Below are 25178 nucleotides of genomic sequence, written 5' to 3' on the forward strand. Positions count from 1 at the left end.
GGGGCGCGGAGGTGTCCAGGTTACGCCTGGAGGCGTCCGACGATGTCGTCGCCGATCTGCGAGGTCGTTCGCGCGGCGCCGCCGCGGGCGGCGATGTCCTCCTCGACCGCGCGGGTGACGCGATCGGCTTCGGTGGCCAGACCCAGATGGTCCAGCATCAGAGCGACCGACAGGATGGCCGCCGTCGGGTCGGCCTTCTGCTGCCCGGCGATGTCGGGTGCCGAGCCGTGGACGGGCTCGAACATCGAGGGGAAAGCCCCCGTGGGATTGATGTTCCCGGAGGCGGCGAGGCCGATGCCACCGGTGACGGCGCCGGCCAGGTCGGTCAGGATGTCGCCGAAGAGGTTGTCGGTGACGATGACGTCGAAGCGGCGGGGGTTCGTGACCAGGAAGATGGTGGCCGCATCGACGTGCAGGTAGTCTACGGCGACATCCGGATGCTCCGCCGCAACCTCGCGCACGATGCGCTGCCAGATCGCTCCGGCGTGGACCAGCACATTGGTCTTGTGCACCCACGTGAGCCGCCGCGAGCGACGCTCGGCGAGGTCGAACGCATATCGGACGACGCGCTCGACGCCGAAGGCGGTGTTGACCGAGGTCTCGTTGGCGATCTCGTGCGGGGTCCCCCGCCGGATCGCGCCGCCGTTTCCCACATAGGGCCCCTCGGTGCCCTCGCGCACCACGACGAAGTCGATGTCGCCGGGGTCCGCGAGCGGGGTGACCGATCCCGGGTAGGTCTTCGACGGCCGGAGGTTGACGTAGTGGTCGAGCTCGAAGCGGAGCTTCAGCAGCAGTCCGCGCTCGATGTTGGCGTCCTTCAGCCGCGGATCCCCCGGCACTCCCCCGACCGCGCCGAGGAGAATCGCGTCGTGCGCCGCGATCGCGGCGAGGTCGTCATCGGTGAGGGTGTCACCGGTGTCGAGGTAGCGCCCGGCGCCGAGCGAGAACCGCGTCTTGTCGACGGTGACACCGTCGGTCGTGACGGCGTCCAGCACCTTCTCCGCCTCGGCGACCACCTCCGGGCCGATTCCGTCTCCGGGGATGACGGCCAGCTTCACCACACGCGACATCGCACTCCTGTTCATCGGAAGCCTCGCCCGACGAACGGGTCGGTCACGAGGCGCGGGACCCCTTCAGAGTAGTGGCCGCCACCACCCCGGCGACGACGACCAGTCCCGCCCCGATGAGCGCGGTGACGCTCACCCCCGCGGAGAACGCCTGCGCCGCCGCCGCCTGCACGGCCTCTCCTGCGACGCCCCCCAGATCCGCCGCGGCCTGCACGGCGCCGGCGAGGGTCTCCTGGGCGTCGACGGTCACGGCGGCCGGGATACCGTCGGGCAGCACCAGATTCGCCCGGTAGAGAGCGGTCAGCAGACCGCCGAGCACCGTCGTCCCCAACACCGCGCCCAGCTCGTACGCCGTCTCGGACACCGCGCTCGCCGCACCGGCCTTGGCCGGCGGAGCGCTGGCGAGGATCAGCTCGTTGGAGACCGTCTCGGCCGCGCCGATTCCCATGCCGAGCGCGACGAAGGCGAGGATCAGAAGGCTCGGCCCGGTGTCGTCGCCGGCAGCGGCGATGAGGAGGTACCCCAGCACCGAGAAGGCCAGTGCTGCCGGCACGACCAGCCGGGGCGCGATGCGCTTGGCGATCGGCACGACCGTCAGCCCCGCCACGATCATGGCCGCCAGCCCCGGGACGAGCGCCAGCCCCGCTTCCAGCGGGGTGAGACCCAGAACGAGCTGAAGATGCTGGGCCACGAAGAACAGGAACCCCACGAGACCGACCACGCTCAGGAGGTTCACCGCCAGCGCACCGCTGAACGTCCCCACCCGGAACAGGCGCATGTCGAGCATCGGGTGCCGCACGCGGAGCTGGCGCCTGACGAACAGCACTCCGAAGCCGACACCCACGAGGATGAGCACGGGCGCGGGCCCCGCGATGCCGTGGACGGCGAGCTCCTTGATGCCGTACACCACCGGAACCATCGTCGCGAGGGACAGCGCGATGCTGATCGGATCGATCCGTCCGGGGTGGGGGTCGCGACTCTCCGGGACGAGCAGGGGCGCGAGGATCAGCAGCGGGATGAGCACGGGGACGGCCATCAGGAACACCGACCCCCAGGAGAAGTGCTCGAGGAGGATGCCGCCGACGATCGGCCCGAGCGCAGACCCGGCCGAGAACATCGAGGCCCACACGGCGATCGCGAAGCGCCGCTGATCGCGATCGGTGAAGATGCTGCGCAGCAGGGACAGCGTCGAGGGCATCAGCATCGCGCCGAAGACCCCCATGCCGGCGCGGGCCGCGATCAGCCACTCGGCGCTGGGGGCGAAGGCGGCGAGGGTCGACACGGTGGCGAATCCCGTGGCCCCGAGCAGCAGCATCCGCCGTCGACCGAATCGATCGCCGAGGGTTCCCATCGTCACCAGCAGCCCCGCGAGGACCAGCGGATACGCGTCGATGATCCACAGCTGCTGGGTGCTCGAAGGAGCCAGATCGGCCGAGATCGCGGGCAGCGCGAAGCTCAGGACCGTGTTGTCGACCGATACCAGCAGCACGGGCAGCATCAGCACGACCAGCGCCGCCCATCCGCGCCAGCCCACCCGCCGCCCGGCGGCGTCGGCGAGTTCGATCTCCTGGGTGAGTGTGATCATTTCTATACCGTCCGGTCGGTATAGTAACAGAACGACGTCGTCCCCGTCGATACGATCGAGGCCATGAGCAGACCACCCCTCGCCCGCGAGAAGGTGCTCGACGCATTCGAAGCGCTGCTCATCGGCGAGGGGGAACGCGGCTCGACCCTCGACGCCACAGCTCGCGCCGCGGGGGTGTCCAAGGGCGGGCTGTTGTATCACTTCGCCTCGAAAGAGGCCCTCGAGCAGGCGCTCCTCGATCGGCTCCACGTTCTCGTCGATGCCGACGTCGCCGCCACCGCGGCTGCGCCGGAGGGGCCGATCGCCTACTTCGTGCGCACCTCGGTGATGAACGACGACGCCCTGGACCGGGCCCTGCTCGCCGTCGCTCGTCTTGCACAGGGCGGCAATGCCGCGGCGAGCGAGGCCCTGCGCGACGTCCGCGCCAAATGGGCCGATGTGCTGCGGCCGCACACCCGCGACGCCGCCGCTTTGGACCTGGTGATGCTCGTCAGCGACGGGCTCTACTTCAACAACGCCCTCGGAGGCGGAAACGTCCCGGGCCCGACTCCCCGCGGAGGGGCCCTGGACGCGCTCATCGCCCTCGTCGAGCGCTCCGCGGGGGTCTGAACCGTCAGGCCGGCGTGATGTCGATCTGACGGAACAGGTCGGCGCCGGTCGCGCGGCGCATCTCGTCGAGGATCTCATCGGGCACCGGCGAGTCCACGGTGAGGACGCTCAACGCACGGCCCGTGCCGTCGGGCTGCGCCACCTGGAGCGCTTCGATGTTGATGTCGGCGTCGCCCAGGTGCTTGCCGTAGATCGCCACGATGCCCGGGCGGTCGGCGTAGCGCATGACGACGTGATGGCGGGCGATGGCCACCTCGATGTCGTAGCCGTTGATGGCGACCACCTTCGGGATCATCCTCGTCCCGGCGAGCGTTCCGGCCACCGTCAGCACCGTGCCGTCGGACAGGGTGCCGCGCAGGACCGTGATGTTGCGGTACAGCGGACTCTCGGCCTCGACGATCAGGCGCACTTCGATGCCGCGCTGTTCGGCGAACAGCGGCGCGTTGACGTACGACACGTTCTCGCTGACGATGTTGGTGAAGATGCCCTTCAGCGCCGCGAGCCGGTAGACGCTGACGTCGTAGGCCGCGAGTTCACCGCGCACCTCGATGTCAAGACTGGTCAGCGCGCCGTGCGCGAGCGCCGTGAAGAACTGGCCGAGCTGCTCCACCAGCGCGATGCCGGGACGCACGAACGGATCGATCACTCCCCCGGCGACATTGACCGCGTCGGGCACGAGGTCGCCCTCCAGAGCGAGCTTGACCGAGCGGGCGACCGAGACCCCCGCCTTCTCCTGCGCCTCCTCGGTGCTCGCGCCGAGGTGAGGGGTGCCCACGACGTTCGGGAGGGACACCAGGCGCGCGGCGACGGAATCCGCCGCCGGCGGCTCGGTGGTGAAGACGTCCAGCCCCGCACCGGCGATCACCCCCGTGGTGAGCGCCGTGTACAGGGCGTCTTCGTCGATGAGGCCGCCGCGGGCGACGTTGACGACATAGGCCGAGGGCTTCATCAGGGCGAGCTGGTCGGCACCGATCATCCCCGTCGTCTCGGGAGTCTTCGGCATGTGCACGGTGATCGCGTCGCTGTGTCGCAGCACCTCGTCGAAGGGCAGCAGCTCCACCCCCAGCTGCTGGGCGCGCGCCGGCGTGACATAGGGGTCGTAGCCGACCACCCGGACCCCGAATGCGCGTAGGCGCTCCGCCACCAGCGCACCGATACGGCCGAGTCCGAAGATGCCGACGGTCTTCTCGAACAGCTCGACGCCCGTGAAGGCGCTCCGCTTCCACTGGCCCGCTGCCAGCGACGCGTGCGCGGCGGGGATGTGACGGGCAAGGCTCAGGATGTGACCGACCGTCAGCTCGGCTGCGGAGATCACATTGGATGTGGGGGCGTTGACGACCATCACGCCCTGGGCGGTCGCGGCGGTGATGTCGACGTTGTCCAGGCCCACACCGGCTCGGGCGACGACCTTCAGGTCGGGCGCGGCCGACAGCGCCTCGGCGTCGATGCGCGTCGCCGAGCGGACGAGCACCGCTCGCGCGTCGGCGAGGGCGGCCAGGAGCGCGGGGCGATCGGTGCCGTCGACGTGTCGGACGTCGAAATCAGGCCCCAATGCGTCGATCGTGGCGGGAGAGAGCTGTTCGGCGATCAGGACGACGGGCTTCGACACAGGGGCAGACCTTCGGTGCGGGCGCGAGCGGCGACGAGCGGCTGTGGGATGTCCCGCCGCACACGGGGCGGGCAGGTGTCAGCCTATCGCGGGTGATCCGCGGCCTCTGACCGTGTGACGACGCGGCTCAGCCCAGGAGCTGGGCCCCGTACGTGTACGCGTACGCGAGGACGTTCACCCACAGCACGGCCACGACGGCGAGGCCGACAAGCATCACCAGGGCGAACGAGCCGAGGGAGCGCCGGTACCCGACCGCGAAGGCGACGCCGAAGGCCAGGATCGGGAAGACGATGGCGAAGCCGAGGACCGCCCATCCGAGGGCGTTCAGGCCGAGCGGGCCCGAGGCCTGCGCCACGAGCAGGGTCACCGCGTTCCACACCACGTAGGCGTAGAAGAGGCCGAACGCACCACTTGTGGCGACGGTGACCCAGACCGGGCGTCGGCGGACGGGGGCGGGGAGAGCGGTCATGATCCGAAGGCTCCCACGACGATGAACGGCCACGGAACGAGCAGGACGACGCCTGCGGCCAGGAGCACCCATCGCAGCCATGCAGCCGCACGGCGGGTGAGCGTGTACACAGCGGTGAACCACAGTGCGGGAGCCGCGACGGCGAGGCCGACGGCCGCGGCGTTGGCGGTGGTCCACACCGGTGGGGCGATGCCGTCGCCCGAGACGAGGAAGGACGCGATGCCGTGGACACGGAGTCCCCCGATCACCCATCCGATCGAGTAGAGCAGGTAGACGCCGCCGATGATGCCCAGGGCGATGAGCGAGGCGTTGCCCATTGCCCCACCGGTGTCGGCGGCGCCCGTGTCGGAGATGTCCGACTCGTCGGCGACCGTGTCGCCGACGGTCGTGCCGGTGTCCGAGGAGGCGGCAGCCGGTTCCGTGTCCGGCGCACTCCCCTTCCCCACCGCCCGGTATCCCGGCGGCAGGACGGGGGCCGATCCCCCCGTCGGAGCGGGCGGGTCGACCGCGACAGGGTCGTCGTCGCCTTCCCACCGGAAGGCATCCTCCTCGCGCGATGTCACCGTGTCAGGCTACCGGGCCGCAGGCCCTCGCCACGCGACCGCGCCGCCGGACACGGAACCGGCGGGTCGCGAGGAACGCGACCCGCCGGTTCGGATGCTCGGAGGGTTCGAGGTGCGGCTCAGCGGGCCGCAGACCCTTCCGTGTAGTCGGCGTCGGTCTGCTTCCAGGCGAAGAGCGACCGGAGGCCCCGGCCCACCTCCTCGATGGGATGCTGGGCCGCCTTCTCGCGCAGCGCCAGGAACTCCTGGCCGCCGTTGTCCTGGTCGTCGATGAAGCGCTTGGCGAAGGCTCCCGACTGGATGTCGGCGAGGACGCCCTGCATGTTCTCCTTCACGTGCGGGTCGATCACGCGGGGGCCCGAGACGTAGTCGCCGTATTCGGCGGTGTCCGACACCGACCACCGCTGCTTGGCGATGCCGCCCTCCCACATCAGGTCGACGATGAGCTTCAGCTCGTGCAGCACCTCGAAGTAGGCGATCTCGGGCTGGTAGCCGGCCTCGCTGAGCGTCTCGAAACCGTACTGGATCAGCTGCGACACGCCGCCGCAGAGAACGGCCTGCTCGCCGAAGAGGTCGGTCTCGGTCTCCTCGGTGAAGGTGGTCTTGATCACACCGGCGCGCGTGCCGCCGATGGCCTTGGCGTACGACTTCGCCACGTCCCACGCCTGCCCGGAGGCGTCGTTCTCCACAGCGATGATGTCGGGGATGCCGCGACCGGCGACGAACTCGCGGCGGACCGTGTGGCCCGGCGCCTTCGGCGCGACGAGGATCACGTCGACGCCCTCGGGGGCCTGGATGTATCCGAAGCGGATGTTGAAGCCGTGCGCGAAGGCGAGGGTCTTGCCGGGGGTGAGCTTGTCCTTGATGTGGTCGGTGAAGATCCCGCGCTGGTGCTGGTCGGGCGCGAGGATCATGATGAGGTCGGCCCACTCCGCGGCATCCGCGACGTTCTTGACCTCGAAGCCCTCCTCCTGGGCCTTCTCGGTCGACTTCGACCCGTCCTTCAGCGCGATGACGACCTCGACGCCCGAGTCGCGGAGGTTCAGCGCGTGGGCGTGCCCCTGCGAGCCGTAGCCGACGATCGCGACCTTCTTGCCCTGGATGAGCGAGAGGTCGGCGTCGTCGTCGTAGAAGATCTCAGCTGTCATGGATGTTTCTCCTTGTCGTGGTCGTTTCGTCTCGCTTCGCTCGCTCAACGACCGGCGCGAGGAAGCCGAATAATGGTCAGCCGCGGAGGACCCGCTCGGTGATGCTCTTGCCGCCGCGGCCGATGGCCAGCAGTCCCGACTGCGCGAGCTCCTTGATGCCGAAGGGCTCGACGGCACGCAGGAACGCCTCGATCTTGCCCTTGTCACCGGTGATCTCCACCACGACGGCGTCGGGGGCGTAGTCCACGACCGAGGCGCGGAAGAGGTTCACCACCTCCAGGACGTTGGACCGATTGGCGTTGTCGGCACGGACCTTGACGAGCATGTGCTCCCGCTGGACGGATGCCGTGGCATCCAGTTCGACGATCTTGATCACGTTCACCAGCTTGTTCAGCTGCTTCGTCACCTGCTCGAGGGGAAGCTCGTCGACATCGACCACGACCGTGATGCGGGAGAGGCCGGGGACCTCGGTCACCCCCACCGCCAGGGACTCGATGTTGAAGCCGCGGCGCGCGAACAGGCCCGCGACGCGGGTGAGCAGACCCGGCTTGTCCTCCACCAGGAGGCTCAACACGTGGCTCGACATCTCACATCTCCCGCTCGAAGGCCGGCGAGTGGTCGCGGGCGTACTGGATGTAGCTGTTGCTGACGCCCTGCGGAACCATGGGCCACACCATGGCGTCGGCGCTCACGACGAAGTCGATGACGACGGGACGGTCGTTGGTCTCCAGCGCCGTCTGGATCGCCGCGTCCACATCCTCCGCCCGCTCCACGCGGATCGCGAGGCACCCGTAGGCCTCGGCGAGCTTGACGAAATCGGGGATGCGGATGGTGTCGTGCCCGGTGTTCAGGTCGGTGTGCGAGTAGCGGCCGTCGTAGAACAGGGTCTGCCACTGACGGACCATGCCGAGCGAGGAGTTGTTGATGATCGCGACCTTGATCGGGATGTTGTTGATGGCACAGGTGGCGAGCTCCTGATTGGTCATCTGGAAGCATCCGTCGCCGTCGATCGCCCACACGACGCGGTCGGGCTCGGCGACCTTCGCACCCATCGCCGCCGGCACCGAGTAGCCCATCGTGCCCGCCCCGCCGGAGTTCAGCCAGGCGTTGGGACGCTCGTACTTGATGAACTGGGCAGCCCACATCTGGTGCTGACCCACACCCGCGGCGTAGACGCCCTCGGGGCCGGTCAGCTCGCCGATGCGCTGGATGACGTACTGCGGTGCGAGGAGTCCGTCGGTCGTCGGGGCGTACCCCAGCGGGAACTCGTCGCGCAGCCCGTCCAGGAACGACCACCACTGGGCGATGTCGGGCGTCGCCTCGGCGATCGCCGCGCGGAAGGCCGCCTCGAGATCGGGCAGGACCTCCTTGAGGTCGCCCACGATCGGTACATCGGCCGCGCGGATCTTCCCGATCTCGGCGGGGTCGATGTCCACGTGCACCACCTGGGCGTCGGGGGCGAACAGCGCAGCCTTCCCGGTGACGCGGTCGTCGAACCGCGAGCCGAGCGCGATCAGCAGATCGGATTCCTGCAGGGCCAGCACGGCGGGCACCGTCCCGTGCATCCCGGGCATGCCCAGGTGCTGCGGGTGGGAGTCGGGGAACGCGCCCCGCGCCATGAGCGTGGTCACGACCGGTGCGCCGGTCGCCTCCGCCAGCGATCGCAGCTCGGCTGCGGCGCGGGCGCGGATCACGCCGCCGCCGACGTAGAGGACGGGCTTCTTCGCCTGGGCGATCAGCTGGGCGGCCGCCTGGATCTGCTTGCCGTGGGCCTTCGTGACCGGGCGGTACCCCGGCAGATCGATCCTCGGCGGCCACTGGAAGGGCGCTTCGGCCTGCTGCGCGTCCTTGGTGATGTCCACCAGCACAGGGCCCGGGCGACCTGTCGCGGCGATCTCGAAGGCGGCGGCGATCGCCCCCGGGATGTCTTCGGCGCGCTTGACCAGGAACGAGTGCTTCGTGATCGGCATCGTGATGCCGACGATGTCGGCCTCCTGGAAGGCGTCGGTGCCCATGAGGTTGGAGAAGACCTGGCCGGTGATCGCGACGACGGGCACGGAGTCCATGTACGCGTCGGCGATGGCCGTGACGAGGTTGGTCGCGCCCGGACCCGAGGTGGCGATGGCCACCCCCACCCTGCCGGAGGCGGACGCGTAACCCTCGGCCGCGTGACCGGCGCCCTGCTCGTGGCGGACGAGGATGTGCCGGATCTCAGAGGTGTCCATCAGCGGGTCGTAGACCGGGAGGATGGCGCCCCCGGGGAGCCCGAAGACATCGGTGACGCCGAGCAGTTCGAGGGAGCGGACGACCGCCTGTGCGCCCGTGAGCACGGGCGCGGAGGGGGCCGCGGTGCGAGCGGGGGGCCGGGGAATGGCCGTGGCGGATTCGGCGGGCATGCGGAAGATCCTCACAGAAGGGGGTGGAACGGATGCGGGAAGCGGGCCTAACCGGTGACTGCGCCCTCCGCAGCGGAGCGCACGAGTCGCGAGTACTTGGCCAGAACGCCACGGGTATAGCGCGGGGGAAGGGGCTCCCAGCCCTCACGCCGGGAGTTCAGCTCTGCGTCATCGACGAGTAGGTCGAGAGTGCGAGCCGCGATATCGACCCGTATCAGATCACCATCGCGCACGAAGGCGATGGGACCTGCGTCCACCGCTTCGGGTGCTATGTGGCCGATGCACAGGCCGGTTGTGCCGCCGGAGAATCGACCGTCCGTCAAGAGTAGTACATCTTTTCCGAGCCCTGCGCCCTTGATGGCCGCGGTGATGGCCAGCATCTCGCGCATGCCGGGGCCGCCCTTAGGACCTTCGTAACGGATGACGACGACGTCGCCGGCGGAGATCTGTCCGGCCTCCAGCGCGTCCATCGCGGCGCGCTCGCGCTCGAAGACCCGGGCCGGGCCCTCGAAGACCGCGACGTCGAATCCCGCGGTCTTGACCACCGCTCCCTCCGGCGCGAACGAGCCGTGGAGGATCGTGATGCCGCCGGTGGCGTGGATCGGGTCGTCGAAGCGGTGGATGACGTCGCCGTCGACCGGATCGGGATCGAGGTCGCGGAGGTTCTCCGCCAGGGTCTTGCCGGTGACGGTGAGAGCATCTCCGTGCAGAAGACCCTCGTCGAGCATCGCTTTCATCACGACGGGGATGCCGCCGTGGCGGTCGACGTCGTTCATCACGTACTGGCCGAAGGGCTTCATGTCCGCGACGTGGGGGACCTTGTCGCCGATGCGGTTGAAGTCGTGGAGGTCGAGTTCGATCTCCGCCTCGTTGGCGATCGCGAGCAGGTGCAGCACCACGTTCGTCGACCCGCCGAGCGCCATCGCGAGGGCGATCGCGTTCTCGAAGGCCTCCTTGGTGAGGATGTCGCGGGTGGTGATCCCCTGCTTCAGCAGGTTGACCACGGCTTCTCCCGACCGGCGGGCGAAGTAGTCGCGGCGGCGGTCCGCCGACGGCGGCGCGGCCGAGCCGGGGAGGCTCAGACCGAGGGCCTCGGCGACCGAGGCCATCGTGTTGGCGGTGTACATGCCGCCGCAGGCACCCTCGCCGGGCGCGAACGCGCATTCGATGCGCTTGAGGTCGGCCTCCGACATCCGCCCCGCCAGGCACGCGCCCACACCCTCGAAGGAGTCGATGATCGTGATCTCCTTCTCGGTGCCGTCCGAGAGCTTGACCCATCCGGGGGCGATCGAGCCGGCATAGAGGAACACGCTGGACAGGTCGAGCCGGGCGGAGGCCATGAGCATGCCCGGAATCGACTTGTCGCATCCGGCCAGCAGCACCGAGCCGTCGAGGCGCTCGGCCATCATGACCGTCTCCACCGAGTCGGCGATCACCTCACGGGAGACGAGGGAGAAGTGCATGCCCTCGTGCCCCATCGAGATGCCGTCGGAGACGGAGATGGTTCCGAACTGCAGCGGATACCCGCCGCCGGCGTGGACGCCCTCCTTCGCACCCTGCGCGAGGCGATCGAGACTGAGGTTGCAGGGGGTGATCTCGTTCCAGCTCGACGCGATGCCGATCTGGGGCTTGTCCCAGTCCTCGTCGCCCATTCCGACGCCGCGGAGCATGCCGCGGGAGGTGGTGGCCTCGATCCCGTCGGTGACGACGCGGCTGCGGGGCTTGATGTCGACGGCGGAGGGGTCGGGGATGTCGGAGCGCACCATGCTCGCAGTCTATTCCCGTCCCGCGACCCGCCGTTCCGCGAACTGACGCAGGAGGCGGGCGAGCGCGGGGATGTCGGGCACGCTGATCGTCGCGGCCGTCTCGCCGGCGCCGACGTGCACGCCCAGATCGTCCGCGCCGAGGCTGCGCAGGGCGTCCTCGTCGGTCACGTCGTCACCCGCGAACAGCACGGCGGTCGCCCCGACCCGTTCCCGCAACGTCGCGACGGCGGTGTCCTTGCCCTCGTGCCGGAAGGCGTACTCGACGATGTTGTGTCCGGTGCGCCGGCGCCAGTGCGGCGCCTCGCGGACGACCATGCCGTCGATCGCATCGCGTGCCCGGTCGGCGTCTTCGGGCGTTGCGAGCCTGGTGTGCACACCGAACCCGAAGGTCTTCGGCTCGATCCAGACGCCGTCGATGTCGGCGGTGATGGACTCCGCCCGGAGGCGCATGCTGTCGCGGAGGGCGGTGTCGTCGGCATCGTCCGGGGTCGTCGTCACTCCGCCCTCCGGACTCCAGAACTCCGCGCCGTGCGACCCGGCGAGCAGGATCGGGGAGTCGTCGCCGTGCTCGCCGATGACCCGCAGGTCGTCCAGGCTCCGTCCCGAGACGAAGGCGACGACGGTCTCGGGGGCCGCCGTCAGGGCGAGGACGGCCGCTCGGGCGTCCGCGGTCATGCGCGCGTCCATCGGCTCGTCCTGGAGGGGTGCGAGGGTGCCGTCGAAATCCAGCGCGACGAGGAGGCGCGGTGTCTTCGCAAGACGGTCGACACGGGCATGGGCGGGATCGCGTGCGTCCGCGGGGGTCGAGGTCATCGGGCTGCCCGCCGGCGCGAGACGTCGGCGAGGGCGTCGAGGAACTCCCGAGACCAGTCCTCGACGTCGTGCTCGAGCACGCGCTTGCGCAGCGCCCGCATCCGTCGGCCCTGCTCCGCCCCGGGCATCTCGATCGCGCGGACGATCGCGTCCTTCAGTCCGTCGATGTCGTGGGGATTGATGCGGACGGCGGTGCCGAGTTCGTCGGCTGCTCCGGCGAACTCGCTCAGCACGAGCACGCCCCGGTTGTCGACGCGGCTGGCGACGTACTCCTTGGCGACGAGGTTCATGCCGTCCCGCAGCGCCGTGACGAGCATCACGTCCGACGCGAGGTACAGCGCGACCATCTCCTCACGCGGAAAGGACTGGTGCAGGTAGCGGATCGCCGTGCGGTCCATGGTGTCGTGGTCGCCGTTGATGCGACCGACCGTGAGCTCGATCTCGTCGCGGAGCTGGATGTAGGCCTCCACCCGCTCCCGGCTGGGGCTGGCGACCTGGACCAGGGTGACATCCTCCGTTCTGACCCGGCCGTCCTCGAGGAGTTCACCGAAGGCCTTCAGCCGGTGCCGGATGCCCTTGGTGTAATCGAGTCGATCGACGCCCAGCAGGATCTTCTTCGGGTTCCCCAGGCTCGCCCGGATCTCTGCCGCACGCGCCTGGATCTCCGGTCGACGAGCCATCTCGATGTAGAAGTCGGCATCGATGGAGATGGGGAATGCGCGTGCGAGCGCGACCCGCTCTCCTCCGTCGGGCAGGGGCACCGTGATCCCACTGGCCTTCGTGTCCACGCGCAGCTGCCGACGAACGGCGCGGGCGAAGTTGCCGGCGTCCTGGACGCGCTGGAAGCCGATGACGTCGGCTCCGAGGAGTCCCTCGAGCACTTGGCGACGCCACGGCAGCTGCGCGAACAGTCCGTATGCGGGGAACGGAATGTGGTGGAAGTAGCCGATGGTGAGGTCAGGGCGCCGCTCCCGGAGGAGGCGGGGAACGAGCTGGAGCTGGTAGTCCTGGACCCAGACGGTGGCTCCCTCGGCGGCGACCTGGGCGGCTGCGTCGGCGAAGCGCTCGTTGACGGCGACGTAGGCATCCCACCACACGCGGCGGTAGCGCGGTGCGGCGATGACGTCGTGATAGAGCGGCCAGATCGTGTCGTTGGAGAATCCCTCGTAGTAGTTCTCGACCTCGTCGGCCTCCAGCCGGACGGGATGAAGGTGCGTGCCGTCGAAGTCGAACGGCTCGATGTCCAGGCCGGGCTTGCCCGCCCAGCCGACCCAGGCCCCACGGGTGCGGCGCATCACCGGCTCGAGGGCGGTGACCAGACCGCCGGGCGACTGACGCCAGCCGCCATCGGGGTCTCGATCCACCGGAAGTCTGTTCGCGACGACGACGAGCGGGGCTTCGGACACACGGACTCCTCACGAGGCGGACGACGTGCGATCCAGGCTATCGGTCAGTTCCGGGCGACGCCGCGGGGGCCACCCGGGGTTGTGTCAAGGCCCGGGTTGTGGCAGGCGGGCGCGATAGCGTGGGGCCATGCGCTCCTACCTGTTCGGTTCCGGCATCATCAGCGCCATCACCGGCGGCCTCGCGCTCCTGCGGGGGCTCCGCAACGGCGAGGCGTTCACGTGGCGCATGGCCCTGGCCTGGGTCAGCTGGGGCATCAGCCTCGCCCTGGCGGTGGGGACGATCGTGGACACCCGCCGTGCAGCGCGCGGGAAGAACATCGATCTCGACTCCCCCGTCAGCGGCCGGGAGGACAAGCTGATGAAGAAGCGCGCACGCCGCGGTCGGTGAGCTCGTGGCGCAGCGTGAGCATCACCGAGTGAGGATCAACGCGTCCCCCTGACCGCCGCCGCCGCAGAGGCCGACCGCTGCCGCTCCCCCGCCGCGGCGCACCAGTTCGTGGACCGCGTGGACGACCAGCCGATTGCCCGAGGCACCGATCGGGTGGCCGATGGCGATGCCGCCCCCGTGCGGATTGACGACCTCGTCATTCAGACCCAGTTCCTGCTGGGAGCGGACGACGACGGCGCCGAACGCTTCGTTGATCTCGACGATGTCGAGCGCGTCGGGGGCGATCCCCTGCCGGCGACATGCCTCGGTGATGGCGCGGGAGGGCTGGGAGTGCAGCGAGTTGTCGGGGCCGGCGACCTGCCCGGCGGCACCCACGACGGCCAGCACCTGCCATCCGTTCTCGTCCGCGTGCGAGCGCGAGGTGAGGATGACCGCTGACGCCCCGTCGGAGATCTGCGAGGAATTCCCCGCCGTGATGGTGCCGTCCTTCGCGAACGCGGGTCGCAGCGAGCCGAGCGTCTCGACGGTCGTGTCGGGGCGGATACCCTCGTCCGCCTTGACGATAACCGGGGCCCCCCTGCGCTGCGGCACCTCCACCGGCACGATCTCCGCGTCGAAGATCCCCGCCCGCTGCGCCGCCGCCGCGCGCTGATGCGACCGCGCCGCCACGGCATCCTGTGCCTCGCGGGTGATGCCCAGAGCGCCGTTGTGGCGCTCCGTGGAGGCGCCCATGCTCTCGGCGTCGTAGGCGTCGGTCAGCCCGTCGTAGGCCATGTGGTCGAGCACCTCGACCGATCCGTAGGCGTACCCGTTCCGCGAGTTCATGAGCAGGTGGGGCGCACGGGTCATCGACTCCATTCCGGCCGCCACCATCACGCGCGCGTCGCCGAGGCGGATCATGCGCGCGGCGTCGATCACCGCGGTCAGGCCCGACAGGCAGACCTTGTTGATGCTTCCGGCGTGAACCCCCCAACCGATCCCCGCCCCGATCGCCGCCTGGCGCGCGGGGTTCTGGCCGGCTCCGGCGGCGAGCACCTGTCCGACGAGGACGGCGTCGACGGCATCTGCGGACACGCCGCCGCGCGCGAGGGCGCCGGCGATCGCGGCGCTGCCGAGCTGCACCGCGGTGAGAGGCGCCAGCTGACCCTTGAGCCGCCCCTGGGCGGTGCGGGCGGCCGCGACGATGACGACGTCGTCGTGATTCATGCGTGCTCCTTGAGATCCTTCGAGATGATGAGCGGCGGCTCGGTCTTCGAGCGCACTTCCTCCATGCTCACACCGGGTGCGAGCTCGGAGAGGACGAGTCCCTCGGGTGTGACGTCGATCACCGACAGATCGGTGATGATGCGGTCCACCACCCCTCGTCCCGTCAGCGGCAGGGTGCACTCGAGCACGATTTTGGGCGAACCGTCTTTGGCGACGTGCTCCATGAGGACGATCACCTTCGCGGCGCCGTGCACGAGGTCCATCGCACCACCCGGGCCCTTGACCATCTTGCCCGGGATCATCCAGTTCGCCAGGTCGCCATGTCGCGACACCTGCATGGCGCCGAGGATGGCGGCGTCGATCTTGCCTCCGCGGATCATCCCGAAGCTGGTCGCGGAGTCGAAGAACACCGCCCCCGGAAGCACCGTGACCGTCTCCTTGCCGGCGTTGATGAGATCCGGGTCCACCTCCGCCTCCGTCGGGTAAGGGCCGACACCGAGGATGCCGTTCTCGGACTGCAGCACCACCTTGACGCCCGCGGGCAGGTGATTGGGCACGAGGGTCGGCAGACCGATGCCGAGATTCACATAGGCGCCGTCCTGCAGCTCTCGGGCAGCGCGCGCGGCCATCTGGGTTCTCGTCAACGCCACGTCAGCGTCCTCCCTCTCCATCCGATGCCGCCACCGTGCGCTTCTCGATCCGCTTCTCGATCCGAGTGCCGACCTCGACGACACGATGGACGAAGATGCCCGGAAGATGGATCTGATCGGGATCGAGCTCTCCCGGCTCCACGAGCTCCTCGACCTGCGCGATGCAGATCCGGCCGGCCATCGCCGCCAGCGGATTGAAGTTTCGAGCGGCCTTGCTGAACACGAGGTTCCCGGCGGTGTCGCCCCGGAGCGCATGCACCAGGGAGAAGTCCGTGACGATCGCCTCCTCCAGCACGAACTCGCGTGCAGAGCCGTGGACATCGAAGACCCGGACATCCTTGGGTGGCGAGGCGACGGCGATCGAACCGTCCGGGTGATAGCGACGCGGCAGGCCGCCGTCGGCCACCTGCGTTCCCACTCCGGTCTGGGTGAAGAAGGCTGCGATGCCCGATCCTCCGGCACGGAGCTTCTCGGCCAGAGTGCCCTGCGGGGTGAGCTCGAGCTCGAGCTCACCCGAGAGGAACTGACGCTCGAACTCCTTGTTCTCCCCCACGTACGACGACGTCATCTTGCGGATGCGGCGCGCCTGCAGGAGAACCCCGAGCCCCCAGTCGTCGACGCCGCAGTTGTTGCTCACGACGCTCAGGTCTGTCGTCCCCTGCGTAAGGAGGGCCTCGATGAGGGCGATCGGATTGCCCGAGAGTCCGAAGCCGCCGACGGCCAGGCTCGCGCCGTCGGGGATGTCGGCCACGGCGGCGGCCGCCGACGGGTAGGTCTTGTCGATCATGCGCTCTCCCTGTCCCGGCGACCGGCTGTCGTCGGACGGTCGCCACGTCCATGGTGGGCGGGGTTGCCGAGAGGAGGCCACCGGCCGCTTGCCATGTGGAGGATCTCGCGGGTACCGTCCACATCATGGACACCGTCCACTCTCGGGGCGTACCCGGCACCCAGGCGATCGGCCGGGCCGCACGGCTGCTGCGCCTGGTGACTGCCGCAGGCGGAGAGGGCGCATCGGTGACCCGACTGGCCGAACGTGCGGGACTGACCCGGCCGACCGCCCATCGAATCCTGCAGGCCCTGCGCCAGGAGGGGCTGGTCGACGTCGACGAACAGGGTGCCCGCTGGCTGCCCGGCCCGGAGCTCTATCTGATGGGAACCGTCGCCGCCGCGCGGTACGACGTCACCGACCTCGCCCGCGATATCGTGCGCTCCCTCGCCGTTCGCACCGAGGAGAGTGCCTTCCTGTCCGTGCGGCGCGGCGACGAGACGGTGTGCCTGCTCCGGGAGGAGGGAAGCTTCCCCATCCGATCGTTCGTGCTGTCCGAGGGGGTGCGCTTCCCCCTGGGCGTGGCATCCGCGGGACTGGCCATCCTTTCGTTCCTTCCGTCGCACGATGTGGACGCGTATCTGGATCGTCACCCTGAGCTCGTCGAGCGGTGGGGCGCTTCCCACGCCCCGGCGCGTCTGCGCGCTCGGATCCGGGAGACGAAGGAGCGCGGCTACGCGGTCAATCCCGGCCTCATCGTCGAGGGAAGCTGGGGCCTCGGCGCCGCCGTCTTCGCTCGCGACGGCCACCCGCAGTGGGCGCTGAGCCTCACCGGCGTGCAGTTCCGGTTCTCCCCGGACCGGGTGGCCGACCTCGGCAAGACGCTCCTGGCCCACGCGCACCAGCTCACCGCACGGATCGCCGCAAGCGGGCGCTGAGCGGATCACGTCGGTAGCATCGGCCACGCCGTCCGACGCGGGCACCGCGCCGCATCCGCTCGAGAGGAACCGACAGATGCCCGACCGCCGATTCGCTCCGCGGGCACGGCGCTGTGCGATCGCCTTCCTCATCGTGGCTCTGGTGGCGCTGGGCCTGCTGGCGCCGGGTCCGACGGCTGCGGCGAGCGGGACACCTCTCGTCGCCGGGACGACCGGAGGTGCCGAGCTCGATCCGCTGCAGCCGGCGGCGGGGGCGTACTTCGGCGCGGCGATCGATTGGGGCACCGACACCGCCGCGATCCACGCCGAGCGACTGGGCCGGACGCCGGCGCTGCTGGAGCATGTGACGCGTTTTCCCGCGAGCGACCAGGAGCGCACGTATCTTGCGCAGTTCCTCGCTCAGACGGTCGAGGTGGGCGCCCTTCCCGTCATCACCATCGAGCCGGTCGGCGATCTCGAGCGCTTCACTCCCGAGGACGCGGCGGCCCTGGCGGATCTCCTCGACGAGGCGTTGGAAGGCCGGCCCGCCGCGGCGGCCCGCGTCCCCGCCTCGGTGCGCTTCGCGCCGCAGATGAATACGCCATGGGTACCGTGGGGCATGAACCCGGAGGCGTATGTCGCCGCCTTCCGGCTGGTCTCCGAGACTCTGTCCGATCGGGACACGGAGCTTGCGATGGTGTGGTCGCCCGCCTCGGGACTCGGCTACCCTTTCGGCGCCGCTTCCCAGAACCCGCTCCTCGACACCGACGGCGACGGCGAGGACGCGACCGGCGACGATCCCTACGGTCCCTTCTATCCCGGCGATCGGTTCGTCGACGGCGTGGGGCTTGTCGTCTACCACGATCCGAGCGCCGGCGGAGCAGCCGTGAACGCGCTTCCGGACGAGGCGGACCTGCTTTCGCAGATCGACGGTGAGGGCGACGCCTCCTTCGCGACGCGGTTCTCCACCGACCGACGACCGCTGATGCTCGAGACCGCCGCCTTCTACAGCGCCGGCGCCGGAGGAGCGGAGGAGATCGACATCAAGCGGGCGTGGTGGCGACAGATTCTCGCGGCCATCCCCGAGGTCTCGTCGCTGGGCGCCGTGATCTGGCGCGACCTGGCGGTGAATCCGACCGGCGCCGGACGCTCCTCCATCGACTGGAGCCTGAGCGGACGCCCGGAGATCGCGGCGGCGTTCCGCTCGGACGCCGACGCGGGCGCCCTCGTCTTCGGACCGGTGTACGACCCGGTCGCCGTCGATGTCGACGCGCTCGCACAGGGAGGGGAGATCGGCGGCGCAGCGGGGTGGCTCGTCGCCGCCGCGGTGTTCGCCGGCGGCATCGTCCTGCTCCTCTGGGGCCTGCGACAGCGTCCCGGTGCACGATTCTGGTACGACGGCTCAGCCGTCCGCGACCTCCGGATCGACCTCCTGCGCGGGGTGGCCATCGTCTTCGTGCTGGTCAACCATCTTCAGCTCACCTCCCTGCTACAGGGCGCCACGCAGGAGGCGGTCGGCATGGTCTCCGGCGCGGAGTTCTTCGTGCTTCTCTCCGGCCTCGTCCTGGCCATGGTCTACCGCCCCAAGATCGCTCGGGAGGGCATCGTTCCCGCCGGCCGTCTCATCCTCCGCCGAGCGGGGAAGATCTACCTGGCGGCCCTCGTGATCGTCATCACCCTCGGTCTTCTCGCGCTCATCCCGGGTCTGAATGTCACGCCGGCGACCACCTTCACGGACGAGGGGACGGGTGCCGCGGGGACCGCGGCCACGGGGCGTGTCTACGATCTCTACGCGGGATTCGATCGACTGTTCCAGTACCCGGTCGACGCCTCGGTGTTCGCCGACATCCTCCTGCTGCGGATGGGACCGTGGCAGGTCAACATCCTCGGGTTCTACGTCGTGATGCTGGTGGTGTCTCCGCTGATCCTCTGGGCGCTCGCACGACGGCTGTGGCCGCTGGTCCTCGCCGTGTCATGGGTGGTCTACAGCATCCAGTTCTTCACCCGGATCCGCGTGCTGCCGTCCCAGTTCGAGGATTCCTTCCCTCTCCTGACGTGGCAGGTGCTCTTCGTCACGGGTATGGTCGCGGGATTCCACCGGCACCGCGTCGTCGAGTGGTTCGGCACCAGGCTCGGACGCGCGCTCATCGCTGTGTGCGCCGTCACCGCGCTGCTGCTTGCCCTGTGGTCGTGGAACAATCCCTACCTGTCCAGCTCTCTCGACCTCCGGTTGGATCTCGTCCCCGAAGCCTCTTTCGGCGCGGTGTACTCCGCCGCCTTCGAGCGCACCTACCTCGATCCGGGACGCATCCTCAACGTCCTGGTCCTGCTCGTGACCGCATACGGGTTGCTCACCGTGCTCTGGCGACCGATCGACCGCGCCGTGGGATGGTTCTTCACCCCGCTCGGTCAGACCACCCTGTACGTCTTCATCGTGCAGCTCATCCTCGTCCTGATCGTCGCCAACATCCCGGTCCTCTCCCTCGGCGACGTGTGGATCAACACCGCGGCCAACATCGTCATCCTCGCGCTCGTCTGGATCATGGTGAGGAAGCGGGTGCTCTTCGGAGTCATCCCCCGGTGAGGCCACGGAGCCGGAGCGCCGCGAGCGTCTCTTCGGCGACGACCGCACCGCCCTCGGGGGTCAGCACGATCGTGTAGTGGTTGAATCCCGCGACGTGGCGGTGGGAGATCGTCGGTCGCCCCGCGAGGACCGCCGAAAGATGGTCTGGCGGATACAGCCCCGGCTCCTCGTCTCGAAGGCCGCGCGGAACGGTGAGCATCCGGGTCGGGTGACGCAGCGCCTCCAGCGCCACCGGCAACGCCGATCCCATGGTCAGATCGACGGTGTCCTCGATCGTGACGGCCTCGCTCGTCGCCGGCCGCAGCGAGCCGTCGCCGCTGTCCACGAGGTCGTAGCGGAAGTAGTCCTCGAGCTCGGGGGTCCACGGGCCGCCGAAAGCGGGGTGGGCCCGCCAGAACCGCAGATACGCCGCCTCGTCGTCGAACCGCATGCGCAGCCGCTCGGCGGTGGGGCCGAGGATCGCGGCCACCGTCTCCTCCGCAGACAGCCCCTCGGGTGCGCGGAGGGGGAGCCCGCCGTCGACGAGGAGCAGGGAGTCGACGAGCTCCGGATGCCGGTGGGCGAGCACCACCGAGACGAAGCCGCCCATCGAGTGACCGACGACGACCGGTGCCCGCCTCATGGTCGCCGCCAGAACGAGGGCGAGGTCGTCGGCGTGACGGTCCAGGCCCGCGGGCTGTCCCGCGGTGCTGCGGCCGCGCCCGCGCAGATCGGGTGCGACGATCCTGATGCCCCGGAGATGGGCGACGGTATGCGCCCAGACGCGGTGAGACGATGTCACGCCGTGGACGGCGAGGACCTCACCGCGGACGACGTCGATCGGATCCCACACCCCCACGCGGAGCGAACCACCGGGAACAGGAATGTCCCGGGTGGAGTATCGATGGGGCGCCGGGGCGGTCATCGCGCCGTCCAGCCGCCGTCCATGGTGTACGAGGCTCCGGTGACCATCCCCGCCGCGTCGCCGACGAGCCAGCCGACGAGCGAGGCGACCTCCTCCGGTTCGATGAGCCGTTTGATCGCGGTCTCGGTGAGCATGATCTTCTCGACCACCTCGTCTTCGCCGATGCCGTGGACGCGGGCCTGATCGGTGATCTGGCGTTCCACGAGCGGAGTCCTCACGTAGGCGGGGTTGACGCAGTTGCTCGTCACCCCGAAGCGGGCGCCTTCGAGGGCCGTCACCTTCGACAGTCCCTCTAACGCGTGCTTGGCGGTGACGTAGGCCGACTTGAACGCGCTCGCGCGCAGGCCGTGGACACTGGAGATGTTCACGATCCGCCCCCACCCCCGACGCGACATCCCCGGCAACGTCGCGCGGATCAACAGGAAGGGGCTCTCGACCATCAGCCGCTGGATGTGTCGGAAGTCCTCGGGCGAGAACTCGGCGATGGGACTGACCCGCTGCATGCCGACGTTGTTGACCAGGATGTCGACGTCGAGCCGGACGTCCTCGAGCGCGGCGGTGTCGGCGAGGTCGACGATCCAGGGTTCGGCGCCCAGTTCCTCGGCCACGGCTTCGGTCTGATACACGTGATGGTCGGCCACGATGACGTGGGCGCCCCGGCGGCGGAACTCCCGCACGCAGGCCAGCCCGATGCCGCTCGCGCCGCCGGTGACGATCGCGCGCTTTCCGTGCAGGTCGGTCTCCGCCACGACGGGCTCCTTCGCTCGCGGTGCCGACGAACGCGGCACACGACCTCAGCGTAGGACGTCGGCTGGGCCGTGATCATCCCCGGCCGGAACAGCAAACGCCCCGGCGAACCGGGGCGTCAGAGGAGTTGGTGCGCCCCCAGGGACTTGAACCCTGAACCCACTGATTAAGAGTCAGTTGCTCTGCCGATTGAGCTAGAGGCGCGAACGCGGCCCGGCGGACGGAGACCAGCGAACCGAGGGTCAACATTAGCATCACGATGTCATCACGGTGAAATCGACCTCCCTGCGCCGCTTATCCTTGGACGTGTGACCCTGCCGCCCGCGGACAGCGCTTTCGACAGCTCCCCTCACGAAGATCTCTCGGACGATCTCGCCCTCGCCCTGCGCCTGGCAGACGTCGCCGACGCCGTGTCGATGTCGCGCTTCGACGCCGCCGACCTTGATGTGCGCACCAAGCCCGACGCCAGTCACGTGACCGAGGCCGACCTCGCCACCGAGCGCGCGATCCGCGAGGTTCTCGCCGCGCAGCGACCCGAGGACGACGTCTTCGGGGAGGAGTTCGGCTCCTCGGGCGTCGGATCGCGCCGCTGGGTCATCGATCCCATCGACGGGACGGCGAACTACCTGCGGGGCATCCCGATGTGGGCGACCCTGATCGCCCTCACGATCGACGGCGTGCCACGCGTCGGCGTCGTCAGCCAGCCCGCGATCGCCCGGCGCTGGTGGGCCGCGAGCGGCCTCGGTGCCTGGACGAATTCGCCGGGGGGCGACGTCCGGCGTCTCGCCGTGTCATCCGTCGACACCCTCGCCGAGGCGAGCGTGAGCTTCCAGAGCATCGGACAGTGGCGGGATGCCGGTGAGTCGGCCGCCCTGGAGAGACTGACCGCATCGGTGTGGCGCGATCGCGGCTACGGCGATGCCTGGCCCTACATGCTGCTGGCCGAGGGGCGCCTGGAGTTCGTCGCCGAGTTCGGAGTGAAGGAGTACGACGTCGCCGCGCTCGTCCCGATCATCCACGAGGCCGGCGGACGATTCAGCGACTTCTCCGGCGCCGACGCTCTGACGACCGGCTCTTCGCTCGCCACGAACGGCCTGCTCCACCGGACCTTCCTCGACCTGCTCCACTCCCCCGCCTCGGAGATCGATCGATGACCTTCGCCCTTCGCCGCCTCTCGGCCGGCGCCGCGGTCGTCACCGCGCTCCTCGTCCTCACGGCGTGCGCGGCAGGGACCGCCGAGGCCGAGCCCTCGCAGGCCCCGTCGCCGGTGGCATCCTCCCCGACCGCGGAGTCGTCGGCCACTCCCACCGAGACCCCCTCGGCCGCGGGCGAACCCACGTGCGAGGCGATCATCCCCGAAACGACCGTGGCCGACTACAACAGCGTCGGGTGGAGCGCCCAAGCCGCACCCTTCACGATCACGGGCGAGGAGATCCCCGGCGGCATCGAGTGCGTGTGGGCGAATTTCGACGGACCGGCCAGCGACCAGCTGCACATCTACGGGTGGGCGCCGATCGAGCAGTCCAGGGCCGACGAGGCGCGTGAACGGCTCCAGGCCGAGGGATGGACGGTCGAGGACGCGCCGGAGGGGGTGTACGTCACCGAACCGGCGGAGACCGCCGTGGCCACCGACGAGAACGGCTACGGGATCACCTACCTCTTCGAAGCCGGCGCCGTGAAGATCGCCGACACCAAGCAGAGCCTCCTCCTGATCGAATGGGGATGAACCCGCCGGCGCCCGTGTCGACCGAGGTGTCCTCGGGCGCCGTGACGCAGTTCGCGGTCCTGGACGCGCTCCTGGCCGGTGTCTACGAAGCGGGGCTGCCGGTGGGGACGGCGCTCGGGCACGGCGACTTCGGCATCGGGTGCTGCGATCGCCTGGGCGGCGAGGTCGTCATCCTCGACGGGGTCGCGTACGCCTGCACGGTCGACGCACCCCCGCATGTGATGGCGGACACCGACATCCTGCCGTTCGCGGACGTGTGCGTCGAGCCGTCGGCGGCTCCGACGCCGACGGGACCGGCCGACCTCACGGGACTGACCTCGCTCGTCGAGGCTGCCGTCGTCAGCCGGAACCTGTTCCACTCCGTGCGGGTGGACGGTCTCTTCCGTTCGGTGCGCGTGCGCGCGACCCGGCGGGAGCACTTTCCCCTGCGGCCCCTCGCGGATGTCGCCGGCGAGCAGGTCGAGACCGTCCTCACCGACGTCGTCGGCACGCTCGTCGGATTCTGGGCACCGTCGATCTATCAGGGCATCGCCGTTGCCGGACTGCACGTGCACTTCCTCTCCGCCGATCGGCGCGCGGGTGGGCATGTGCTCGATCTGGCGGTGCAGGATGCCGCCCTGCGAGTCGGCGCCTTCGCACGATTCACCCTCCTCCTGCCCACCGACCCCGCGTTCCTCGCCACGGAGCTCACGCACGACGATGATCACCGCATCGTCGCCGTCGAGGGGGGCGCAGCACCCGAACCCGAGGCTCAGCGGTAGGGGTTCGGCGGGTCGGCGACGCCCGCACCGCTCGCCGCCGCATCCTGACCCGCCGCGAATCCCCGGTCCCACGCGTCCCCGCGCTCCTCGAGATCGCGCGAGAGGGCATCGAGCCGGAGGACGCGCTGCGCGAAGCGCACCCACTCGCCCCAGGTCGCCTCGCACGGATCCTGCGGCGCGCCCGTCATCGTCAGTCGCCATCGTTCGGGCGCCTCCGAAGGCGCGAACTCCAGACGACCGACGCGACTCGGGTCTCGGCGGGGATCGGGCACGGTTGCCTCCTTGGGGCTGTGTCGAGGATGACCTAGTGAGGATCCCGGGGGCCGGATGGCCGGGGCTCGTCGATGAGGTCGGCCAGCGCGATCTCGGGGAGGGCGATCCACCCTTCGACGCGAGCGAGGTGCGCCAGGTGCGGGGGCACCGGCGTGGTGGCGCCGAGGGCATGGGCGCGGGCGTTCAGCCCCGCGACCACCGCGTCGAACGCATCGGCCGACCGCCGCATGGCGGCCTCGGCCGATGCGGGCAGGCGCAGCCACGGCGCCTGCGACATCAGCGCATCGAGGGCATCGCCGCGTGCCGCGGCGTCCACCTTGTATCCCGGCACCGCGATCCGCCAGAGGCGCAGCGCGGCCGCGGGATACACCTCCACGATGGCCCCCGCCCCCGATCGATCCACGGGCACGCCGGCATCCGCGAAGCGGGCGGTCAGCTCGGCGCACCGCATCGCGGTCAGCCCGAGCCGATCCGTCGCCACGCTCAGGGGCCAGCGTCCGGTGCGCTCGCGCACGACGCGGTCGGTGTGCCGGAACGCCAGGCGGCGACGCCACGGCAGTCCCGACTCGTCGACGGAGGGCGCTTCTCCCCGCGCGTGACTGCCGACGAAATCGACGAAGGCCATCGGCCAGCCCAGAGCGCAGTCGATGCCGATCGACCGCGCGTCGCGCGACGCACTGACGATCTCGGGGTCGTCGACGCCGACCTCGATCGCCGCGACCTCGGCGACGTCGCCCTGCCACTCGATCACGGCCATGGCTGTGCCTCGGGGGGATGCCGCGAGGTCCACTCCGACGGTCTGCACACGCCCACGGTACCGACCGA

Annotated in this window: 25 protein-coding genes and 1 tRNA gene; 7 read left to right on the forward strand and 19 right to left on the reverse strand. The window is 69.8% G+C overall.

The genetic code is table 11. From position 1 onward, the window contains the following. Positions 1-20 precede the first annotated feature (20 nt). Positions 21-1070 (reverse strand): 3-isopropylmalate dehydrogenase, encoded by a 1050-nt coding sequence (locus tag MA875_RS02900; RefSeq protein ID WP_248240176.1) that lies wholly within the window; start codon positions 1068-1070, stop codon positions 21-23. A gap of 43 nt (positions 1071-1113) precedes the next feature. Continuing rightward, complete coding sequence (locus tag MA875_RS02905; protein WP_248240179.1) at positions 1114-2652, reverse strand: MFS transporter; 1539 nt, start codon at positions 2650-2652, stop codon at positions 1114-1116. 63 nt (positions 2653-2715) lie between these two features. Between MA875_RS02905 and MA875_RS02910 the strand changes: the two genes are divergently transcribed. Next, the gene (locus MA875_RS02910; protein WP_248240181.1) at positions 2716-3261 is read left to right on the forward strand and encodes a TetR/AcrR family transcriptional regulator; all 546 of its coding nucleotides are present in this window, start codon (positions 2716-2718) and stop codon (positions 3259-3261) included. Positions 3262-3265: 4 nt separating this feature from the next. Here MA875_RS02910 and serA read toward each other — a convergent pair whose 3' ends face one another. From serA to MA875_RS02955, 9 genes are all read right to left on the reverse strand, one after another. Next, complete coding sequence (gene serA / locus MA875_RS02915; protein ID WP_248240182.1) at positions 3266-4870, reverse strand: phosphoglycerate dehydrogenase; 1605 nt, start codon at positions 4868-4870, stop codon at positions 3266-3268. A gap of 127 nt (positions 4871-4997) precedes the next feature. Further along, the gene (locus MA875_RS02920; protein ID WP_248240183.1) at positions 4998-5339 is read right to left on the reverse strand and encodes a bacitracin resistance protein; all 342 of its coding nucleotides are present in this window, start codon (positions 5337-5339) and stop codon (positions 4998-5000) included. Continuing rightward, positions 5336-5902, reverse strand: a complete 567-nt coding sequence (locus MA875_RS02925; RefSeq protein WP_248240184.1) for a DNA polymerase III subunit gamma/tau — start codon at positions 5900-5902, stop codon at positions 5336-5338. Before MA875_RS02925 ends, MA875_RS02920 begins: the two co-directional genes overlap by 4 nt. 119 nt (positions 5903-6021) lie before the next feature. Beyond that, entirely contained in the window at positions 6022-7098 is a 1077-nt protein-coding gene (ilvC, locus tag MA875_RS02930; RefSeq protein WP_282448639.1) for a ketol-acid reductoisomerase, read from the reverse strand. 28 nt (positions 7099-7126) lie between these two features. Then, on the reverse strand, positions 7127-7636 hold the full coding sequence (gene ilvN, locus MA875_RS02935; protein ID WP_124293464.1) for an acetolactate synthase small subunit: 510 nt from the start codon (positions 7634-7636) through the stop codon (positions 7127-7129). Position 7637: 1 nt separating this feature from the next. Then, a complete protein-coding gene (locus MA875_RS02940; protein WP_248240186.1) occupies positions 7638-9446 on the reverse strand; it encodes an acetolactate synthase large subunit in 1809 nt (602 codons plus the stop codon). Between the two features lie 47 nt (positions 9447-9493). Next, positions 9494-11212 carry a dihydroxy-acid dehydratase gene (gene ilvD / locus MA875_RS02945; protein ID WP_248240187.1) on the reverse strand — a complete coding sequence of 573 codons (1719 nt, stop codon included), beginning with the start codon at positions 11210-11212 and terminating at the stop codon, positions 9494-9496. Between the two features lie 9 nt (positions 11213-11221). Continuing rightward, a complete protein-coding gene (otsB, locus tag MA875_RS02950) occupies positions 11222-12025 on the reverse strand; it encodes a trehalose-phosphatase (protein ID WP_248240188.1) in 804 nt (267 codons plus the stop codon). Then, positions 12022-13431: an alpha,alpha-trehalose-phosphate synthase (UDP-forming) gene (locus MA875_RS02955; protein WP_248240189.1), complete on the reverse strand. Its 1410-nt coding sequence runs from the start codon at positions 13429-13431 to the stop codon at positions 12022-12024. The genes otsB and MA875_RS02955 overlap by 4 nt, the downstream gene beginning before the upstream one ends. Before the next feature lie 127 nt (positions 13432-13558). Between MA875_RS02955 and MA875_RS02960 the strand changes: the two genes are divergently transcribed. Then, positions 13559-13819: a hypothetical protein gene (locus MA875_RS02960; protein WP_248240190.1), complete on the forward strand. Its 261-nt coding sequence runs from the start codon at positions 13559-13561 to the stop codon at positions 13817-13819. A gap of 21 nt (positions 13820-13840) precedes the next feature. Here MA875_RS02960 and MA875_RS02965 read toward each other — a convergent pair whose 3' ends face one another. From MA875_RS02965 to MA875_RS02975, 3 genes are read right to left on the reverse strand one after another with little or no spacing between them, the layout of a single operon-like run. Continuing rightward, entirely contained in the window at positions 13841-15025 is a 1185-nt protein-coding gene (locus MA875_RS02965) for an acetyl-CoA C-acyltransferase (protein WP_248240193.1), read from the reverse strand. After that, positions 15022-15675: a CoA transferase subunit B gene (locus tag MA875_RS02970; RefSeq protein ID WP_308221493.1), complete on the reverse strand. Its 654-nt coding sequence runs from the start codon at positions 15673-15675 to the stop codon at positions 15022-15024. The genes MA875_RS02965 and MA875_RS02970 overlap by 4 nt, the downstream gene beginning before the upstream one ends. Before the next feature lies 1 nt (position 15676). Further along, the gene (locus tag MA875_RS02975) at positions 15677-16462 is read right to left on the reverse strand and encodes a CoA transferase subunit A (protein WP_248240195.1); all 786 of its coding nucleotides are present in this window, start codon (positions 16460-16462) and stop codon (positions 15677-15679) included. A 125-nt stretch (positions 16463-16587) separates the two neighbouring features. Between MA875_RS02975 and MA875_RS02980 the strand changes: the two genes are divergently transcribed. Both MA875_RS02980 and MA875_RS02985 read left to right on the forward strand, forming a co-directional pair. Beyond that, a complete protein-coding gene (locus MA875_RS02980) occupies positions 16588-17379 on the forward strand; it encodes an IclR family transcriptional regulator (RefSeq protein WP_248240196.1) in 792 nt (263 codons plus the stop codon). A gap of 76 nt (positions 17380-17455) precedes the next feature. Then, positions 17456-19942, forward strand: coding sequence for an OpgC family protein (locus MA875_RS02985; protein ID WP_248240197.1), 2487 nt, complete (start codon positions 17456-17458; stop codon positions 19940-19942). On the opposite strand, the gene MA875_RS02990 is transcribed toward MA875_RS02985, so the two are convergent. The 3 genes from MA875_RS02990 to MA875_RS03000 all read right to left on the reverse strand — a co-directional run bounded on the left by MA875_RS02990 (position 19929) and on the right by MA875_RS03000 (position 21797). Continuing rightward, positions 19929-20846 (reverse strand): alpha/beta fold hydrolase, encoded by a 918-nt coding sequence (locus MA875_RS02990; protein ID WP_248240198.1) that lies wholly within the window; start codon positions 20844-20846, stop codon positions 19929-19931. The two genes, MA875_RS02985 and MA875_RS02990, sit on opposite strands and share 14 nt — an antisense overlap. Next, on the reverse strand, positions 20843-21595 hold the full coding sequence (locus tag MA875_RS02995; RefSeq protein WP_248240199.1) for an SDR family NAD(P)-dependent oxidoreductase: 753 nt from the start codon (positions 21593-21595) through the stop codon (positions 20843-20845). The genes MA875_RS02990 and MA875_RS02995 overlap by 4 nt, the downstream gene beginning before the upstream one ends. Positions 21596-21721: 126 nt before the next feature. Next, positions 21722-21797: transfer RNA gene (locus MA875_RS03000), tRNA-Lys, on the reverse strand. Positions 21798-21901: 104 nt separating this feature from the next. Between MA875_RS03000 and MA875_RS03005 the strand changes: the two genes are divergently transcribed. From MA875_RS03005 to MA875_RS03015, 3 genes are read left to right on the forward strand one after another with little or no spacing between them, the layout of a single operon-like run. After that, positions 21902-22747 carry an inositol monophosphatase family protein gene (locus MA875_RS03005; RefSeq protein ID WP_248240200.1) on the forward strand — a complete coding sequence of 282 codons (846 nt, stop codon included), beginning with the start codon at positions 21902-21904 and terminating at the stop codon, positions 22745-22747. Continuing rightward, entirely contained in the window at positions 22744-23319 is a 576-nt protein-coding gene (locus MA875_RS03010) for a hypothetical protein (RefSeq protein WP_248240201.1), read from the forward strand. The genes MA875_RS03005 and MA875_RS03010 overlap by 4 nt, the downstream gene beginning before the upstream one ends. After that, positions 23316-24080, forward strand: a complete 765-nt coding sequence (locus MA875_RS03015) for an acetolactate decarboxylase (RefSeq protein ID WP_248240202.1) — start codon at positions 23316-23318, stop codon at positions 24078-24080. Before MA875_RS03010 ends, MA875_RS03015 begins: the two co-directional genes overlap by 4 nt. On the opposite strand, the gene MA875_RS03020 is transcribed toward MA875_RS03015, so the two are convergent. Then, positions 24071-24352 carry a hypothetical protein gene (locus MA875_RS03020; protein WP_248240203.1) on the reverse strand — a complete coding sequence of 94 codons (282 nt, stop codon included), beginning with the start codon at positions 24350-24352 and terminating at the stop codon, positions 24071-24073. The genes MA875_RS03015 and MA875_RS03020 overlap by 10 nt on opposite strands. A 32-nt stretch (positions 24353-24384) precedes the next feature. Beyond that, on the reverse strand, positions 24385-25158 hold the full coding sequence (locus tag MA875_RS03025) for a DUF429 domain-containing protein (protein ID WP_248240204.1): 774 nt from the start codon (positions 25156-25158) through the stop codon (positions 24385-24387). Between the last annotated feature and the right edge of the window lie 20 nt (positions 25159-25178).

This window comes from Microbacterium kunmingense (assembly GCF_023155745.1).
Taxonomy (GTDB): Bacteria; Actinomycetota; Actinomycetes; order Actinomycetales; family Microbacteriaceae; genus Microbacterium; species Microbacterium kunmingense.